This window comes from Saccharothrix saharensis (assembly GCF_006716745.1).
GTDB classification, from domain to species: Bacteria; Actinomycetota; Actinomycetes; order Mycobacteriales; family Pseudonocardiaceae; genus Actinosynnema; species Actinosynnema saharense.
Genome location: NZ_VFPP01000001.1, coordinates 8,591,085 through 8,610,224, shown reverse-complemented (window position 1 = coordinate 8,610,224; position 19,140 = coordinate 8,591,085). Strand labels below are relative to the sequence as shown.

General features: G+C 72.9%; 5 protein-coding genes. 2 read left to right on the top strand and 3 right to left on the bottom strand.

Annotated elements, in window-relative coordinates; translation table 11 throughout:
* Positions 1-65: 65 nt before the first annotated feature.
* Together FHX81_RS38925 and FHX81_RS38920 are read left to right on the top strand one after the other, a co-directional pair.
* Entirely contained in the window at positions 66-1,178 is a 1,113-nt protein-coding gene (locus FHX81_RS38925; protein ID WP_141983434.1) for a cattleyene synthase, read from the top strand.
* A gap of 21 nt (positions 1,179-1,199) precedes the next feature.
* A complete protein-coding gene (locus FHX81_RS38920; RefSeq protein WP_141983433.1) occupies positions 1,200-2,441 on the top strand; it encodes a phthiocerol/phthiodiolone dimycocerosyl transferase family protein in 1,242 nt (413 codons plus the stop codon).
* Positions 2,442-2,534: 93 nt separating this feature from the next.
* Here the strand turns inward: FHX81_RS38920 and FHX81_RS38915 are convergent, their stop codons facing one another.
* From FHX81_RS38915 to FHX81_RS38905, 3 genes are all read right to left on the bottom strand, one after another.
* Complete coding sequence (locus FHX81_RS38915) at positions 2,535-4,001, bottom strand: hypothetical protein (RefSeq protein WP_141983432.1); 1,467 nt, start codon at positions 3,999-4,001, stop codon at positions 2,535-2,537.
* Between the two features lie 19 nt (positions 4,002-4,020).
* Positions 4,021-17,415 (bottom strand): hemopexin repeat-containing protein, encoded by a 13,395-nt coding sequence (locus FHX81_RS38910; protein ID WP_141983431.1) that lies wholly within the window; start codon positions 17,413-17,415, stop codon positions 4,021-4,023.
* Between the two features lie 692 nt (positions 17,416-18,107).
* Positions 18,108-19,034 carry a LysR family transcriptional regulator gene (locus tag FHX81_RS38905; RefSeq protein ID WP_170232346.1) on the bottom strand — a complete coding sequence of 309 codons (927 nt, stop codon included), beginning with the start codon at positions 19,032-19,034 and terminating at the stop codon, positions 18,108-18,110.
* Positions 19,035-19,140 lie beyond the last annotated feature (106 nt).

The following is a 19,140-nucleotide window of genomic DNA, read 5'->3' as shown; positions in this document are numbered from 1 at the left end:
CCGGCGGTGACACGTGTCGCCCTGCGTCCACGACGACCGCTGCTCGAACGGTCGAGGAGGTGACCATGAGGGCTCCGGACGTGTGGCCCGATGAGACCGTGGTGGTCGAGCTGCCGCCGCGCTACTGCCCGTTCCCACCGGTCCGGCACCCCCGGGAAGCGGTGTTGGCACGGCGGACCGCCGACTGGATCACCGGCTTCGACCTGACGCCGTCGCCACAACAGCTGGACCGCATGCGCGGCAACGACTGCCCCGGCTTCTACGGCCGGATCATGCCCGACGCGGATGCCGGTCGCCTGCAACTGGCGGTGGACTGGTGCACGATCATGTTCCACTTCGACGACGTCTACTGCGACGAAGGGCCGCCCGCTGAGCGGCTGGGCCTGGTCACCGACCTGGCCACCAAGATCCCGCGGGTCCTCGAGTTCCCCGACACCCCGCTGGGCGGCGCGGGCGCCGCGCTCCTGGCACCCGTGCGGGACCTCTCCCGGCGAGCCGGGCGGTGGGCGACCACGACCCAACGACGGCGTTGCGTCGACGCGCACCGCGCCTGGTTCCTGGCCGTGCTGTGGGAGACCGGTCACCGCGTCGCGGGCACCACCCCGGCGCTGAACGACTACGCCCACCTGCGCCAGCACACCGCCGCGGGCGCCGCGACCCTGTCCTGGGCCGAGATCATCACCGGCGAGGAGATCCCCGAGCGGGACCTGACCGCACCCGCCGTACGCGCGCTGACCGAGCTCGCCTTCACCACCGCCGCCTTCGACGACGACCTCTTCTCCTACGGCAAAGAACTCTGGATCGCCCGCACCGAGAACACCCCACCGCCGGGACTCGGCCTCGTGGAGATCCTGCGCCGAGAACACCACCTCACCACGCGGGAGGCCATCACCAGGTCAGTGGACCTGTGCGACCGGCTCACCCACCGCTTCGCCCGGTTGCGCGACCAGGTGATGCCCCGCGCGAGCGCGCCGCTGCGCGCCTACCTCGGCCACCTGACCAATCTCATACCCGGAAACCTCGACTGGGGCCTGCGCGCCGACCGCTACCGCAACCCCGACGGCCGCCACCCCGGCGCGGTCACCACCCGCGCCTCCACCACCCGCACCCCACCCGCCGACACCTCGCCGCCACCGATCCCCTCCATCGCCTGGTGGTGGGACACCGACCTGGCCTGACCGCCGTGGAAGGCGCCGCTGATGCAGCCCAGCCGCCCGTTGTCCGCCGTGGAGGAATTCGTGGCGCGCACCGGCACGCCCATCGTGCTCGGCGCCACCATCCACGGCCCCCTCGACACCGACGCCCTGGCACGCGCCGTGCAGCGACTGTGCGACCGGTACCCCCTGCTCACCTACCGCATCACCCGCGACGGACACCGGCACCGACTGACCCCGGCGCCGGACCGACCACCGCCACGGCTGCGGCACACCAGCGGTTCCGAACCGTTCGACGGGCCCTTCGCCCCCGGCGACCCGCTGCTGCGCGCCACCCTCGCCCGTCGGCCCGACGGCACCCACCAGTGGGTCCTGGCGCTCCACCACGCCATCAGCGACGGCGTCGCCGCCCTGTCGGTGACCTCCCTGCTGTGGCAGACCTACACCGCGCTCGTCACCGGAGACCACGAGCCGACACCACCGTCCGAACCGGCAGTGCACCCGGCCACCGACGACCTGCTCGCCCGACGCCACCCACCGCTCGAGGTCGCCGCCTGGCTCGCCCGCCAAGCCGTCGACATCGTCACCCACCGGACCGCCCACCTGCCCAGCCGTCGACCCGGCCCGTCACCGCGGCACGGCGCCCACCTGCACACCACCGAACTGACCACGACGCAGGCCCACCGGCTCTACCGCGCCGCCCGACAGCACCGCACCACGACGACCGCGATGCTGTGCGGGATCGTCCTCCTCGCCATTCACACCCGGCTCACCCCTGCGCACCGGTCACGCCGCCTGTCCCTGGGCGTCACCGTCGGCCTGCGCCCCCGCATGACCCCGCCCATCCCGAACCACCGCCTCACCACCGCCACCTCGTTCATCCCCGTCAACACCACCGTCGGCACCGACGACACACCGGCCACCCTCGGTCGCCTCATCGACCACCAGTTCGCCACGGCCCGCGACGCCGACCACGCCGAACGCCAAGCCGTGGCCTTGCGCTACCTGCTGCACGCACCCACCCCCATCCCGTACACCGCGATGGTCACCAACATGGCCACCCACCGCTTCCGCTCCACGCTCCCGCCGGGCACCCGGCTGTCCGGGACCTTCGGCTACGCCCCGGCACCGGGCCCCGTCCCGGCCGTCTTCGTCACCCGCGTCGACCACACCCTCGGCCTGCACCTGGCCACACCTCGGGCCTGGTACGACGCCGACCAGGCCGCGAACCTCGCCCGCGCCCTCGACCACCACCTCACCGCCGCGGTCGGTGGACCGGAGGACTGAGGGTCGGGAACCCGGTCCACCGCCGGCCTCGCCGACGCGGCCACCTCCCCGATCGGCTCAGGGAGTCCTCCCGCGTCGCGCGGCCCGCGCGGGTCACCCGTGGAATTTCCGGCCGATCTCGACGGTGAACCCGTAGCCGTTCTCCTCGGCGAACCGCATCAGCTTCGCGGCATCCTTCTTGGCATCGGCGAGGGTGACCTCGATGGTGCCCGAGATGCCGCCGTACTTGCCGTGGTTCAGCACGATCACGTCGACGTCGTGCCAGGACAGGTCGCCGTGGATCTGGGCTTCGATGTAGTTGTACACGTCCAGGCCGCCCTGCTCCTCGACCTTCGCGCCCAGCACCGGATCGCGTTTGAAGCCCGTGGCCTCGGCCGCCGCGACCCGGGCGATGTACGGGTCGGTGTGGGCGAAGATCGATTCCGGGTAGTTCGCGCTGACGAACGCCATCCCGGACTGGAGCATGTCGTTGCTCCAGCTGTCGCCCGGGGACCGGGTGGTGCGCCAGTCGATGTCCTGCTTCCAGTAGATGACCGAGGAGCCGTACCGGCCGGAGACCCCGTACACCTGTGACGGCCCGACCGCGGCGGCGTACTTGGGCATCTCGCGGGGCTGGACGTAGTTGGGGTACTCCTTCTGCAGCCTGCGCCGCTCCACCGCTTGCGGGGACGTGTCGGCGTCGTCGAAGGGTGCCGGGGTCGGTTCGGTGGCGAACTGGCCGCCGAAGAGGCTGAGCGGGGTTCCGGCCGTGCGCTTCAACGCGGCCGCGTACCCGAACCGCTCTTCCGCGCCACCGCGCGGGCCGGGGTCGACCGACGCCTGGGACGTGCCGGTCTCCCAGACGTTGCGGAACCGCCCCTCGTCGTCGGCCATGAGGAGGTCGAGCAGCGTGTCCCCGCCCTTGTCCACGCCGATGTTCCGGCCCGGCGGCACGGAGAAGAAGAAGTTGGACGCCAGCCGGCGCGCCCGCAACGCCTTGAGGATGGCGGGGAGGTCCTCGGGTTCGTAGGTCGTCTTGAACTCCGCGTTGAGCTTCTGCAGCCGGGCCTCCGACGCGCGCAGGTCCTTCTCGTGCTGGAGCTCGCCCTTGCGCTCGGCCGCGACCAGCGCCCAGACCTGGTTGACGGTGAGCTTGCCGTAGACGTCGGGCCGCATCTCCTGGAGTGCCTTGATGTCCATCAGGTCGGTCGCACTGGCCACCATGCGCTGCGTCCCGCGCTGCTCCGGGTCGACCGACACCGGGACGGCGAGGGGCATCGGCTTGAACGGGGACGGCTCCTCCTCGGCTTCGCCCTTGCCGCCCTCGCCCTGCAGCGCCTTGAGCATGCGCCTGTCCGCCTTCCCGCTCTCCTCCGCCCAGCGGTCGCGGTCGTCGCCCGTCCAGGACTCCCGGGCGATCCGGAGGTCGTCGCTGACGTTCACCGGCGCGACGTCCTTCTCCTTGCGCTTGCGCTTCGCCAGCCCGACGTCGACCGATCGCTTGCCCTTGTCGGGCGTCTTCTTGGCCGTGCCCCGCTTGCGCGTGGTCGTGGTGGTCCTGGTCTTCTTCGCGGGTTCCATCGCTGTCGGTCCTCTCCCGTCAGACCACTGCGGCCTGGTAGGCCAGCACCAGGCCGAGCCCGGTCAGGCTCTCTTTGTCGCCGTCGAGCACGAAGGTCCAGCCGTTGCCGTCGACGCGCAGGTCCGGGGTCGGCAGCAGCCTGCCCTCGGTGAGCGCCATCGAGCGGTCGCCGTTGAGCACCAGCCGCGGCGCGGTCCCGCCGGTCGTCTGGAAGTGCGGGTGGATGCCGGTGATCCGGCGGCCGGTGAGGCCGGGCAGCATGTCCGGGCGGAACGGGAGCCTCAGCTCGGTCCCGTCGCCGTCGAGGAACTCCTGCCACTCGTCCGGGAACTCGGCCGCGACGTCGAAGTAGCGGGCCGCCGGGTAGGGCTTGAGCATCCCCTTCACCGCGTTCGCGAACACCTCGCCGCCCTGCGCGGCCGTGTACCGCAGGGTCAGCACGACGTCCCTCAGCGCCGCCGGACGGCGGCCGGTCAGCTCCAGCCGCCACGTGGACACCGCGCCCGTGCCCTCGAACGGCAGGTAGCGGGAGTCGTCGTAGCGCAGCTCGAACAGCCCGTTGTTCTCCTGCTCCTCCCCCGGTTGGGACAGCGCGATCTGCTGGCCGGCCCGCCAGTCGCCGCGCAGGGTGGCGGGCGCCGGCTCCCTGGGGTCGAGCAGGTGCCGCACCGCCTTCGGGTCGGGCGCCAGCACCGTCTTGTGGCTCACCTGCGTCAGCGTGGCGTTGGGCTGCGCCGCCGCACCGCCGCCGTCCACGAACGTGACGGCCAGGGTGCGGACCTGCCGCCGGAAGTGGCCGGGGAAATCGCGGTCGAACAGCTCTTCGGGGAACGTGAACTCGCACGACCCGGTCGCGGCCAGCCTCAGCGCCGCGGCCGGGTCCAGTTCGAGCAGCGACACCTGCTTGGTGATCTCCAGGCCGCGGGCGCCGGTGTCGGCGTGCGCCTGGCCCAGCCGGTCCAGGTCCAGCCCGAGGCTGTCGCCGGCCAGGAGACCGGCGCGGCGGCTGTCCCAGTACAGCGGGCGGATGAACGTGGCCTCGGCGTCGTCGAGGCCGCGTTCGAACCGCAGCGCCCGCTCGGCGGCCCGCGCGGTGTCGTAGGCGATCGAGTACGCCTGGAAGTACAGGCCGGACAACCGGGCCGCCAGCCAGCCGTAGAGCTCGGCGTTGCTGAACTTGTCCTTCAGCAGCGCGGCGACGGCCTGGTTGTGGCCGATGTCCCGGGCCAGGATTTCCGCCTCACGCCGTGCGATCGCCACCTGCTGCTCGGCCGCGACCACCTGGTGCTCGATCTGCGCCAGGTCGCCGGTGGCGGTGGCCAGCTGGAACTCCCACTCCTGGCGGGTGCGTTCCTGCTCGGCGCGCACGCCGAGCAGCTCGCCGGTGACCGAGAACCCCTCGCCCAGCACCTGCGGGATCTCGGCTGCCTTGTCCAGCACGTTCCCGAGGTGGTGCCCGCCCCACGTGGTGCCGACGCTGAACGGCCCGATCGTCGCCTGCGGTGCGGCGTGGGCGATGCCCGCGGCGACCTTGAGCACGCCCGAGGTCAGGTGCAGGGCGGCGGCCGTGCCCATGATCCCGATCTGGGCCTGTTCCAGCGGGGTGAGCCCGGACGTGATCAGCCGCTGGTAGTGGGCGATCCGCTGGTTGGCCGCGTCACGGCCGGCCCGCAGCTCGGCCAGCGTCGCGTCGGCGGCCTCGACCTGCGCGTCCTTGATCGCCCGGGTCATCTCCAGGATGTCGCCCTCCTGCCGGTTCTGCAGCCGGCTGAGCTCCTCGGAGTCGCGCCGCTCCAGCACCGCCAGCAGGTCCGCGCCGAACTGGCGGAGCCGGTCGGCCATCTCCTGGGCCCGGCGGAAGGTGGCTTCGAACCGGTAGTGCGGCACGGCCACCGCGGCGTTCGCGGCGACGGCCTGGTCCAGCCCGACGCCGGCCGCCACGCTGCGGACCAGGTCCATCGGGTCGATCGGCGGCTCGAACAGGGGCACGGGTTGGCTGATGCCCAGGATGTTCAGCGACTGCCTGATCTTGCGCAGCCGGTCCTCGACCCGGTCCCAGTAGGCCGTGAACACGCTGTTGTCCGGGATCCGGAAGTAGCGGTCGGCCACCCCGGCGTGGACGCTGCCCGGTCCTTCCAGCAGGCGTCCGCCGCCGGTCAGCTCGGCCAGCAGGTCGAGCTCGCCCGGCTCGTCGTCCAGTTCCCGGTAGGTCCGCGACGGGGTGAGCGGCAGCTTCCCGGGCAGCTCGGGCCGCAACCCCAGCAGGTCCCAGGCGAAGGTGTAGAGCATCCGGGCCTCGTCGATGCTCTCCCCCGTGTGCTGCCGGAACAGCATGTCGCCCCAGTCGAGCAGGTTGTCGAGGTAGGCCATCACCACGGCCCGGCGGTAGGCCACGGGACGCAGGTCGGCGATGGCGTGGGGGTCGAACGGGTCCTCGCGGTAGGCGTCCACGAGGCTGTCGCGGTCGCCCACGAGGTCGTAGAACCGCTGGAGGTCCGCGACCAGCGCGGTGCGTTCCTGCAACTGTTCGACGGCCTCCACGACGCCGCGCCACAGGCTGCGCTTCGGCTCGCGGATGCGGGGCGTGATGCGGGCTCGCGCGGCGGTCGCGGCGTCCGCGAGCAGCGTGTGCAGCCGCGGTGACGACACCCGGGCGAGGACCGCGAGCTCGTCGTCGTCCAGCGCGCGGTTCTCCCGGAACGCGGGGGTCAACCGCTCCAGGTCGGCCAGGACTCGGGCCAGTTCGGCGGCGAGCCCGGCCGGCTCGTCGAACCCGGCGGCGGTGAGCCTGGCGGTCAGCTCGGCCATGTCGCGCCGCGACCGGTCGGCCAGCGCGGCGAGGTCCACCGCGAGGAACGGCAGGAACCGCCAGTACCGGTCGGGTTCGGTGGGGTCGAAGACGTGCTCGTACCACTGGCGCGCGTCGGCGAACCGCTGCGCGTCGTTGAGCGCCTGCGCGATGAGGACGGGCGCGTGGAAGAAGATCTCCCAGTAGTAGATCCCGTTGGCGCTCTGGAAGTCCAGGTGCGCGCCGGCGGGCAGCCGGTTGGCCACCACGCGGTCGTCGCGCACCTGGATGGTGTTGCGGTCGGACCGGTCGGTCCGGAACGCCGGGAGCTCGTCCAGCTCCTGGCTCTCCGGTGCGAGCAGGGCGGCCACGCCGCCGGCCAGCAGCCGCTGGTTGAGCTGCGCGGCCGTGCTCGTGGTCAGCCGGACGACCTCGATGGGCAGCGCGGCCCGCTCGAACGGCCGCGGCACGGCGATCGTGGTCGGGTAGGCGAGGGCCTCGCCGTCCAGGAACAGGTAGAGGCGCTGGTCGGACGCGCTGTCCAGCAGGCCGGTGACCTCGCCGAACTCCTCGGGCAGGTCACCCCAGTTGCCCTCGATCGGGGCGAACCCGGTGAGGCCGGTCAGACCGGACGACAGGCGGGCGTACGAGTCGCCGCTGAACGCGTAACGGCGTGCGCCACGCCGGAACACCGCGGTGATCGGCCGGGGCAGGTCCTTCGGGTAGCCCTCGTCGATGACGTCGGGGACCGGGCCCTTGTCGGGCAGGGTGTAGCGGACGACCCGCGTCCCGCTGGTCAGGTACAGGAAACCGCCCTCGACGTGCGCGGAGTCCACCGTGGCCAGTCCGCCGGTGGTCGCGCCGCGGCCCAGGTCCCGGCTCGGCCACGTCGTCTCGGTGATCTTGGGCTTGCGGGGCGGGCGGCCCTCCCCCGGCGCCTCGACCTCCACCTGGGCGCACAGCCGGGTGGAGTCGTCGAAGTACCAGGACGTGTCACCCACCCGCAGCGCCGCGCCGATCTTCGGCCACTTCGGGAAGGTGTCGTCGCTCTCCGCGATCTTGCGCGGGTGGTTCTCGTCGGGCGCGTGGTAGTGGTTGCCGGAGTACCGGACGTACTGGTCGCCGACGAACAGGTAGGTGAGCCGGCGGTCGGTGTCGACGATGGCGGCGTCGAACCGGGTGAGCCCGGACAGCGGGTGGAACAGGGCGGTCGCCGGGCTCCCGATGGCGCCGGCGCGCTCGATCCGGCCCGCGCCGGCCGCGGAGTAGAACCACTCGACGTCGTTGAGGTCGGTGAACGCCGCGTCGATGCGCCCCCAGCGCGGGAAGCCCTCGGTGTTGGTCGCGATGTCCCGGGGGTAGCCGGGGTCGAGGGTGCCGAACACGCCGTTGTAGCGGAAGTACTGCCCGCCCGAGAACACGTAGGTGTGCTCGCCGTCGCGGTCGCGGCGGCGCAGGACGGCGTCCACCACGCCGGTGCGGGTCAGGTCGGTGGTCCGACGTCCCCAGCGGTCCGCGGTGGTCCCACCGTCGCCCCGGTCGCCCTTGGTGACGGCGAGGTAGCGGTGCTCCGCGTTGTCGAAGAAGTACCGGGTGCCGCCGGGCAGTTCGACCGCGGCGTCGACCCTGGTCCACCCGGTCAGGCCCAGGGCGCTCAGCGGGAGCGGCGCGACGGGGTCGGCCGGCGCCACCACGGCCGGGCGGCACAGGAAGCTGCCGCCCTTGTGGTCGATGCTGAACCACGGGCCGTACTCGGACCTGCTCGGGCTGGTGAACCGGACCACGCGCGGCCTGTTCGCCGGGTCCGCGGCCGCCACCGCGTCGATCTCGGCCGGTGCGAGGACCTCGCTCAGCGGGTCGGTGGCCGCGACCACGCCGGTGAGCACGCCGTCGGCGGCCGTGCCCGCGCCGAGCGCGCGCGCCGGCGGCGCCACCTCGACCAGTTCCGGGGTCAGCGCGGACGTCCGGCCGTGCGTCGACCTGGTCAGGGTGGGCGGGGCGTCACCCTCGCCGGGTGTCGTGGTGATCACCGAGTAGGTGCAGCCCACGACGATCGACTCGGGGTCGCCGGAGTGGCTGCCCGCCACCTCGACGGTCAGCCGGACGTCGTAGATCGTGCCGTCGGCGCGGGTGTCCATCGCCAACACCTGGGCCGGGACCCAGTCCCCGGTCAGGTTGTGGAAGGAGTAGTGGATCCTGACCTGCTCGGTGGCGGGCGGCGCGGTGACCTGTTGGCGGTCTCCCTGGTCGCGGGTGGACAGCGTGGTGGTCGAGGGCGTGGCCGGCGCGACGGCCTCCACCGTGGTCCAGAACACGAACACCCGGTTGAACGCGTGCACCGGGTGCACCTCGTCGGCGTCGATCTGGACGTCCACCTTGTGCCACGGCTCCCACGAGCCGGTGAGCTTGTCGGCGCTGCGGAACCGGGCACGCCGGTAGTAGTAGCGTCGGGGCTCGGTCCGGGTGCGGCCGAACAGGACCAGGTCGCGGGTGTCCTGGTCGCCCGCGGTGTAGACGTGGCCGCCCGCGATGGCCAGGCGGGACACCTCGGTGTACTCGTCGAGGTAGCGCTTGTAGGCGCGCTCCACCGACGCGGGCGTGATGTCGCCCTGCAACAGGTCGCCCTCCAACGCCTCGAACGCCGGCGTCTTGTGGTCCCGCAGTTCCGGGCGCAGGTAGTTCTCCGGGTAGAGGAAGACCTTCCGGTTGGCCTCCCAGACCCGGTAGTTGCGCATCCAGGTCCACCAGGTGCGCAGCCGGTCGCGCACCTCCCGGTCCTGCCCGCCCGCCGGCGTGACCTCCTCCAGGTCCAGGAAGTAGCGGTGCAGGAACAGCTGGGTGGCCGCGATGGCCTCGCGGATCGGTGAGGTCGTGCCCCGGCTGCCCATGTCGACGTCGATGAGCAGTTGCTCGAACAGTTCCCGGGAGGTGGCCGCGCCGGTCCTGGCCAGCACGGCGGGCACCAGCGCGTCGCGTTCGGCCACGTTGAGCTCGTCGTGGACCTGGCGGGAGAGCACGGCCCAGTCACGCGGGTCGTGCCGACGCGCCAACAGGTCGTGGAGCAGGGTGGCCGTGGCGGCGTCGGAGGGGTCCCGGCCGTGCAGCCCGGACCAGACGTCGTGGACGGTGGCCGCACCCGCGCCCAGCGCGTCGGCGACGGCGACCACGTCGTTCAGCTTGAGCAGCAGTTCCAGCTCGACCCGGTCGTCCTCGGGCGTGCCGGTGAGCACGGCACGGCGGCGCACGAGCCAGCGCAGGTCCTCCACGTCCCAGCCGGTGATCCCGGCGAGGCGCGCGTAGGGGTCCGGCTGCGTTCCCGGGCCGGTCGCGAGGAACTCGGCCAGCCCGTCGTGGGTGCGGGCGAGGTCGGCGAACCGGGAGATCGCGCGGATGTCGTCCATGCGGTAGTCCGCCACGGCCGCCCACCGCTGCCGGAACCGCTCCGGGCGGGTGCCGTCGACCCGCCGGTAGTCGTCACCGGAGTAGCGGGCGTACCAGTCACCCCGCCCGAGGTAGGTCCGCCCGCCCAGGACGAACGCGACGTCCACGCGCTCCTCGAACACGTCGGGCAGGTCGCCCCAGTCGTCGCGGATCGTGCGGGGGAACCCGCTGTCCACGAACCTGCGGTCCTCGCCGCTGTAGCGGGCGTACTGCCCGTCCCGGAACACGTACAGCTCACCACCGCGCGCGACGAAGGCCGCGTCCACGCCGGGGTTGTCGGCGAACGCGTTGCGCACCCGGCCCCAGGCGCCGGCGATCGGCCGGGCGTCCGACCGCCGCACGTCGACCCAGTGCGGGCCGGCGAACAGGTGGACACCGCCGTCGGCGCCGCGGAACGCCGCGTCCACGCCGTCACGCAGTTGCTCGGGCAGGGTCCGCACGCCGAGCTCCTCCGGCAGCGAGGTCTCGATCGCGCGCGGGTAGCCCTCGTCCACGTAGGACGAGTCGCCGCCGGAGTACCGGACGTACTGGTCGCCGCTGAACAGGAACGTGCGGTCGCCGTCCACCAGCGCGGCGTCGACCCGGCCCCGCTCGGCGATCGTGTTGCGGACCCGGCCGAGCCCCAGCTCGGCGAGGTCGTAGGTCGCGGTCAGGCTGCGCGAGACGACGTGGCAGTCGCCGCCGACGAACACGTACGCGGTGCGCCGGTTGGCGACGACGGCGTCGACCACGGACCCGGCGCCCGCCTCGACCCGCGCCGCCACCGCGTCCTCGAACGCGTCGGGCAGGTTGGCGAACGCGTCCTCCTCGCGGAGGTGGTCGGCGATCGGCTTGGGGTAGCCGGGGTCGGCGTGGCGGTAGGCCGTGCCGGTGTAGCGGACGTACTGGTCGCCGGAGAACAGGAACGTCGTGCCGCCGGCGTCCACGAACGCGGCGTCCACCCGGCCGCCGTCGGCCAGGAAGTTGTTGCGCGACTTGCCCCAGGCGTCCCGGATCGGCCGGTAGGGCGCGACCGTGCCCGCGGCCACGCGGGTGAACGAGCCGGGGAAGAACAGGTAGGTGGCGGCGTCCTGCCCGGAGGGGGCCGGTCCGGCGGAGGTCGGCACCGTGAACGCGGCGGTCGGGACGCCCGGCCAGCCGTGCTCGACGCCCGGCCACAGCCGGCTCACCGGCCGCGCCGGCGACCACGAGCCCGTGACCTCGTGCCGCGCCAGGTACTCGTCCCCGGTCAGCACGAGCATGTTCTCGCCCTCGAACAGCACCGCGTCGGGCGCGGTGAAGCCGTCGGGCCGCAGGTCGGCGGGGATGTCCCAGAACGTCGTGTCGGCGCTGAGCGGGTAGCCCTCGTCGGGCCGGGCGTAGTCGGCGCCGGAGAACACGAGGTAGCGCTGGTTGCCCTCGGCGTCCGGCCGCTCGAACACGTAGGTCAGGGCGCCCCGCACGTAGGCCAGCGTCACGCTGGTCAGGCCGCCCCAGTGGTCGGCGATCGGCCGCGGCTCGCCCACGATGTCGGCGTCGACCACCCGGGAGTCCCGGTAGACGACGAACTGGTCGCCGCTGAAGACGTAGGTGCACCCGTCCCGTCCGACGAACGCGGCGTCGACCCGGTTGTCCTGCGCGATGGTGTTGCGGCCGCGTCCCCAGTCCTCGGCGAGCGGGTACTCGCGGTTCAACCGGACGTCGAAGCACGAAGCGCCCTTGAACAGGTAGGTGTTGCCGTCCGCGCCGCGCAGCACGGCGTCCAGGCCGGTGCGGAACGCGGCCGGGACCGTGCGCAGGACCCGGGGCCGCACGGGCGTCCTGGTGACGGTCGCGCCCTCCAGGGCGCTGTGGCGGTGCCAGCCGTCGGCCCCTTCGACCAGGACCGCCCCGTCCTCGATGAACGCGCACCGCACGTCGCCGAAGTCGGCGTAACGGCGGTAGAGGGCGTCCGACACGGCGTGGCAGCGGCCGTCCACGACCAGGTAGGCGGTGCGCCGGTCGGCGAACGCCGCCTCGACCCGGCCGGTCAGCGGTGCGGGCAGGGCCGCGAACCTCGGCTCGTGCCGCAGCGCGTCGAGCGACCGGGGGTAGCCGTCGGCGACGGTCGAGAGGTCCGCACCGTCGTAGCGCACGTACTGGTTGCCGCTGAACAGGTACGTGGCCGAGTCGAGCACCAGCGTGGCGTCCACGCGGCCGTGCCGGGCGATGCCGTTGGCGACGTTGCCCCAGAACGCCGTGTTCGGCGCCGGGTACCGGTCGTCGAGCCCGGTGTAGTCGTCGCCGGTGTAGCGGACGTAGTGGGTGCCCGAGAAGACGTAGGTCCGGCCGTCCTTGCCGACGAAGGCGGCGTCCACGCGGTCGAACGGCAGGCTGTCCCACCGGTCGTCCAGCGGCCTCGGCTCGGACCACCAGCGGCGCTTGTTGTCGAACACGACGTACCGGTCGCCGGAGAAGAGGTAGGTCCGGTCGTCCTGGCCGGTGAACACCGCGTCCACGGCCCCGAACCCGTCGTCGGGGAGGTTCCACCAGTTCTCGGCCAGCGGCCGCGGGTAGCCGGCGTCGGGGACCGCGTAGGCGCGGGTCGAGTAGCGGACGTGGTACTGGACGTCGTGCCGGGGGTCGGCGTGCACCTCGATCCTGCCGGTGCCGCGCCGCAGGACGAGCCCGACCCCCCGCTCCGCCGACAGGCGCCACTCCGGCGCGGTCCCGGTGACGCGCGTGTCGGCGGCGACGGTGATCCCGTGCTCCTGGAGCACGTCGCGCAGCGCCCGGGACACGACGCCCGCGGCCAGGTCCGGCTCGTGCTCGGGCGGCAGGCCGAACAGCAGCCCGCCCGCGCCGAACAGGTGGGTCGCGCCGTCGAGCACGAAGGACGCCCCGACGCGTCGCAGCCCGCCCCAGTCGGGTGCGATGGCGCGCGGGTGCCCCGGGTCGACCACCGAGTAGTCGGCACCGGAGTAGCGGAGGTACTTCTCGCCGCTGAACAGGTAGGTCATCCCGTCCAGGCCCACGAACGCGGAGTCGACCACGCCGCCGGCCAGGACCGGGCCCAGCACGCCCCAGCGCTGCGCCGTCGGCGTCGCCACACCTCCCTTGCCGGGCTCCACCGCGACCGTGCGGCCGTCCTTGAACAGGTGGACCACGCCCGACGGGTCGGCGAAGGCCGCGTCCAGCGCGCCGTCGAACCCGACCGGCACGCCGGGCAGGTGGGACTCGACGCGACGGGGGAAGCCCTCGTCCACGCCGACGCCGTCGTTCTCGACGCAGTCGGAGTAGCGCACGACCTGGTCGCCCGAGAACAGAACGACCGACGACGCCTCGGCGTAGGCGGCATCGATCCGACCGGTGTCGGCCAGGGCGTTGCGCACCCGGCCCCACACCTCGGCGGTCGGGCGTTCGCCCAGGACGTCGCCGACGGCGACGCAGCGGTCGGCGGCGAACAGGTGGGTCGTGCCGTCGCGGTCCTGGAACGCCGCGTCCACCGAGGACCGGAACCGCTCCGGCAGCGGCGTGTGCCGCCCCTCCCCCTCCCACCAGTCGCCGATCGCGCGGGGGTAGCCCTCGTCCACGTAGGTGTGGTCGGTCCCGGAGTAGCGCACGTACTGGTCGCCGCGGAACAGGTACGTCCTGCCTTCGGAGTCCACGAACGCGCAGTCGATCCCGGCCGGCTCCTCGCCGAGGGTGTTGCGGACCGTGCCCCAGACCTGCGTGCCGCGGTCCCAGTGCCCGGCGCCGGGCGCGCGGGTGAAGGCGTGCGACCCGGCGGCGTCGTGCCCGATGATCCACTCCGTGCCGCCCGCGTCGGTGAACGCGGCGTCCACGCCGGTGAGCCCGGCGAACCGGGGCGACAGCTCGGCCAGCGGCCGGGACGCCCCGGCCGGGACGTCGGAGCCTCCGGGGTAGGTCCAGCACGCGGTGTCGTGGAACAGGTAGCGGTTGCCGTCGGCGGAGTCGAGCAGGGCGTCGATGCGGTCGACGCCGGCCGGCAGCACGAGCGGCTCGGGGAACTTGCGCGCCAGGTCCTGGTCGTGGAAGGCCACGGCGACCGCGGGCGCGTCCAGGCCCAGGCGGGTCACCAGCAGCGCGAACCGACGGGTCCGGTCGTAGGCCCGGCGGGCGGCCGACCCCGGCGTGAGGAGGGTGTCGAAGCAGTCGGCCAGGCTGCCGCAGACCCCCGCGCACACGGCTTCGACCGCGGCGGCGGGCAGCCCGGTCGCGTCGGTCAGGACCTCGAGCAGGGCGTCGCGCTGGAGGTCGGCGCGGGCGGCGAGCGCCGTGGTGACCTCCGCGACCCCGGACGCCAGCTCCCGTGCCGCGGTGTGCAGCAGGTAGAAGATGTCGGCGGCGTAGTCCTCCAGGTCGGGCAACGCGAAGCCGAGGGCGTTGGACGGCGTGGCGAACCAGGCGAGCCGGTCCGCGGGCACCGACAGGTCGTCCCGCAGGTCGCCGCGGGCGACCAGGATGGCGACGAGCCGGTCGGTCTCGTCGGCGTCGAAGCCCAGTTCGCCGAGGGCGTCGAGGTCGAACCGGTAGGGCCGCTGCTCGGTCAGGGTGGTGGCGATCCGGCTGGTGATCGTCGCCAGGTCGCCGTCGGAGAACAGGCGCTCCCAAGGTGATCCGGCGAGGGACACGACGTTGCCCGGATCGGCGAAGAAGGCCCGCAGCTCGCCCGGAACCCGGTTCTCCTCCAGGTACGTGCCGGCCAGCGCCTCGGCCGCGGCACGGGCGGCGGCGTGGTCGGCGATCTCGCCGAACCGCTCCGCGTCGACGGTGAGCACCGCGGCGCGTGCCGCGGCGAGCTGGCCCTGGACGGCGCGCAGCACGGCCGCGCGGTGCGGGTGGAACGTCACGGCGAGGCCGAACTCGTCGAGGGACAAGCGGGCCAGTCCGGCCGGGTCGACGTAGTGGTCCTCGGCGTCCAGGTAGCCGTTGAACCGCAGGCTCTCCAGCACGTCGCCGCGTTGCCGCTCGGTGAGCGCGATGTCGGCGAAGATCTCCGGGTCGAACTCGACCGGCTCGGTCCGCGCCCGCTCGACCAGCTCGTGCAGCAGGTCGAACACCTGCGGCGTGACGGCGTCGAGCGGCACGGTGACGGCGAAGGCCGTGACGTTCTCCGGCGCCCGGAAGAACTCCGGCGTCAGGACGGTGCCGGACGGGTCCAGGTGACCCAGCACCACCAGGTTGTCGTACAGCTCCGCCCGCCGCGCCTCGGTCAGGCCGCCCAGCGTCGCGAGGTCCGACGGGTAGAACGCGGCCGGGTCGGTCTCGCAGCACCCCGCGATGAGGGCGAACAGCCGTCCCCGGACGGCGGAGAAGTCGGCCGCGGTGTCCAACCGGGCGGCCGTCGCGGGAAACCCGTCGGCCACCAGCACACCCGACGAGTCGAGCACACCGGTGAGCACGAGGTTGGTGAAGATCTTGCCGGCCAGCCCGGCGGCGAGCCCGAGCCCGCGGAAGTCCTCCTCGGTGATGGCCGACAGGTCGGTCACGGCGTCGTACGCGGCGGCCTCGACCAGGGCGGGGTCGAGCCGCAGCACGCGGGGATCACGCGCGACGACACCGTCGGACTGGGTGAGCACGTCGTGCAGGACCTGGGCGGCCCGCGCCCCGAACCGCTCGGTCACGAACAGCTCGGGCGTCAGCGCGACCTCGTCCAGTTTCTCGTGCAGCCGGTCGCGGACCGCGTCCCACTCCGCGTCGACCTCGCCCGGCGCGGTCCCGGCCAGGACGGCGGCGAGTTCCGCGCCGTCCATGCCGAGCGCCTGCATCCACCGCACGGTGCCGAGCAGCATTTGCGCCAGGCACAGGCCGGAGCCGACGTCCGCGGCCTGGAGCATCCGGTACGGGTCCGACGTCCGCGGTCCGACGTCCAGCAGCCCGCCGAAAGCGCCGATGTGCGTGCTCGACGGATCGTTGCCCACCGCGTCCAAGACGTCGAACAGCTCGGTGGCGGTGAGGTCGAGCGCCCGGGTCAGCAGCCCGACCCGGTGCAGCAGGGACAACTCGTCCAGCCCGACGTCGTCGTGGTCGAACGGACCCGACGACGCCCCGGTGCCCGGGTTCCGCTCCCGCACCCGCAGGACGACGGTGGCCAGGTCGGCCTCCGACAGCCCGACCGCCCGGCTCACGCGGACGCGGTAGTCCTTGTTGCGCGGCGCCAGGACGTCGCCGGAGACCCGGAGCACCCGCACCCCGTCCGGCAGTGGCGTCGCGGGCCCGGCGATCACCGTGCGCTCGGCCGCGAACGGCTCGTTGAACACGCGCTCGAACAGGTCGTCGTCGATCACGTTCGCCAGGCTGGTGACGACGTCGACCGGCAGGTCCAGGGCGCGGCGCAGGTGGACGACGACGGCCAGCGCGCGCAGTGCGGCCAGGTCGATCCGGTTGTCGCAGCAGCGGCGCAGCACCACGTCGGTCTCGGGGAGCGACAGGCCGGTCCGGCGGGCCAACCGCACGAACCTGCCGACCCGCTCGAACCACTCCGGCGGCACGGGCGAGGAGCCGTCGCCCCAGACCAGCTTCCGGCCCGCGACGTCGAGGGTCGCGCACGGCCCGCCTTGGTGGACGAACGCGCCGGGACCCAGGTGGACCAGCGCGTCGAGCTCGACGGCGGTGAGCCGCGTCGCGCGGACGAAGGTCAGGACGTCCTGGAGGTCGGCGAAGGACCCGTCGACGCCGTAGAAGTTCTCCAGCAGGTCGTCCGGGTCGGTGACGACCGTGGTGACCAGCGAGACGTCGGACGCGGAGAGCCCCAGGAACTCGCGTGCGACCACATCCCGGTCCGGCTGGTGCGCGAACAACTCGTACAGCTCGACCGGGCCGACCCGGAAGTGGTGCAGGTAGCGGCGCACCTTTTCCCGGTCCAGGTCGAAGGGAAGCGCGAACGGGAATCGCAGTCGCTTCAGTTCCCGATGCGCGTCCGGGCCGAGGACCGCGGCCAGCACCCGGTTCACGACATCGAGGTACGGTAACTCGGTGTAGGCGTGTTCGCCGTCCAACGGGATCCCGACGAGGTCCGGCCGCCGATCCGCGCCGGTCAGCGGCTCGCCGTCGAAGTTGTCGTCGATGAGCGCGAGCAGGTCGGCCAGGTAGGCCGCGGGCGAGTAGACCGACCGCCCCTCGTCGACCGCGCGGAAGTCGAGCGCTCCGAAGAGCTGCTCGTAGGTCGGCAAGGACTGGTCACGACGCACAGCGGCCCCCATGGCGAATCGCCGGAACGAAATAATTCGGATGCGAATAGAGAACGTCGACGTGCGGGACGATCGGCGTCTGATCGACGAGGTCAGGCGCCGCGGTGGAATGCGGGCCGACCGGGTGTGCCGGGTCGAGCGGTTCCGCCGGTTGTTCGTCCGCCGGGCACCCCTACGACCGTCACCACACCGGACAACCCGACCATCCGCCCTCCTGGGCACCGAGCGGGAAGCAGCGACCCCGCCCCCGAAGCCGACATCGCGGCATCCGCGCCCGCCGCTACGCCCCGGCGGCAGATTTCCACCGAATGGCCGCGGACCGTCACGCGTCAGGCCGAACGAGCACGACCACCTGGCAGATGATCATGGTGGTGGCGGGTCGCCACGTCCTCGGTGCCCCGGGTGGTCGGGCCGCCGGTCATCCGTGTCGGACGGGTTCCCGCACGGGCAGCGCCGGACGGTCGACTCCCCCGGGTCGGCCGGTACTCGCCCGGCCGGTGCGCGCGGGAGTCCGGGCGGGGTGGTAGGAGCCGATGCCGGTTTCGGGCGACACGGCCATCGCGGCCTTGCGTCCAGCGCGACGAGCAGGTGTGACTCGCCGGTGCCGCAGTCGCCGATCAGGCAGCGCGCGAGGCCGGCCCGACCTGCTCTCTGGTCGCCATGGTGTGGATGACGGCCGGATCGACGTTCTGGCCGGCGCGCCGTTACGCCGGAGTGGCTTCCGGCAGGCCTCGCGCGACCGCGACCGCCACGTCGCAGAATGCCGTCACGTGCGGCCTGCGGTCGCTCTCGCGGCGGGCGATGACCGCTTCGCTCAGGCCGGCCTCCGGCAGGTCGATGAACAGCAGGGGCGCGTCCGGGATCGGGGGGCGGCTCCTCGCGATCTCCGAACACATCGCGATCACCGCGGGGTTGTGCACGAGGGTCTGCGCGATCTCGGGCACCGTCCACGCATCGGTGACGTACCGTTCGGGCGCGGTGCCGTTGCGGAAGTCGTTGAGCAGCCAGTGCTCCTCCACCTCCGGCGGTGTCCGCGACGGGCGGGCGGACAGGATGGGCAGGGGCAGGACGTCGGACAGCGAGACCGTCCGGGCGTCGGACAGCGGGTTGCTCTCGTGCGCGACCACCACCCGGCGTTCCCGGTAGAGCACGTGCCACGCGTGCCGCGCGGGATCCAGCGGCAGACGCGTGAACGCCACGTCCACCTCGTCCCGTGCCAGGGCGGTGTAGGCGCGGGCGACCGGCAGTTCCCCGCGGAAGTGCAGGCGCACGTCCGGGAACGCCGCGGCGAAGGCGCTCAGCACGGACTGGGTCAGCGCCCCCGCCGCGGCGTAGATCATGCCCACGCGAAGGTCCCCGGTCGCGGCCAGCGCGGACTCCCGCGCGGAGCGGACGCCGTCAGCGACGATCATGATCGCCCGATCGGCGGGCTCGACGAGCACGTGCCCGGCCGGTGTCAGCCGAGGGCCGCCCGGCAGCCGGTCGAACAACGGGTGCCCGATGGACCGCTCCAAGGCACGGATCTGCTGGCTGAGCGTGGGTTGGCTGACGTGCAGCCGGACGGCGGCCCGGGTGAAGCTCTTCTCCTCGACGACCGCCAGGAAGTACCGGAGGTGACGCAGTTCGACCATGACCATCCCCCTGCGGATGTGGGCCTGCACCACACGGTAGTAGGAGGGAACCGGGCATCGTCACGGCCTATCGGCTCATAGCCGCTGCGTCTTGGACAGTGAATTC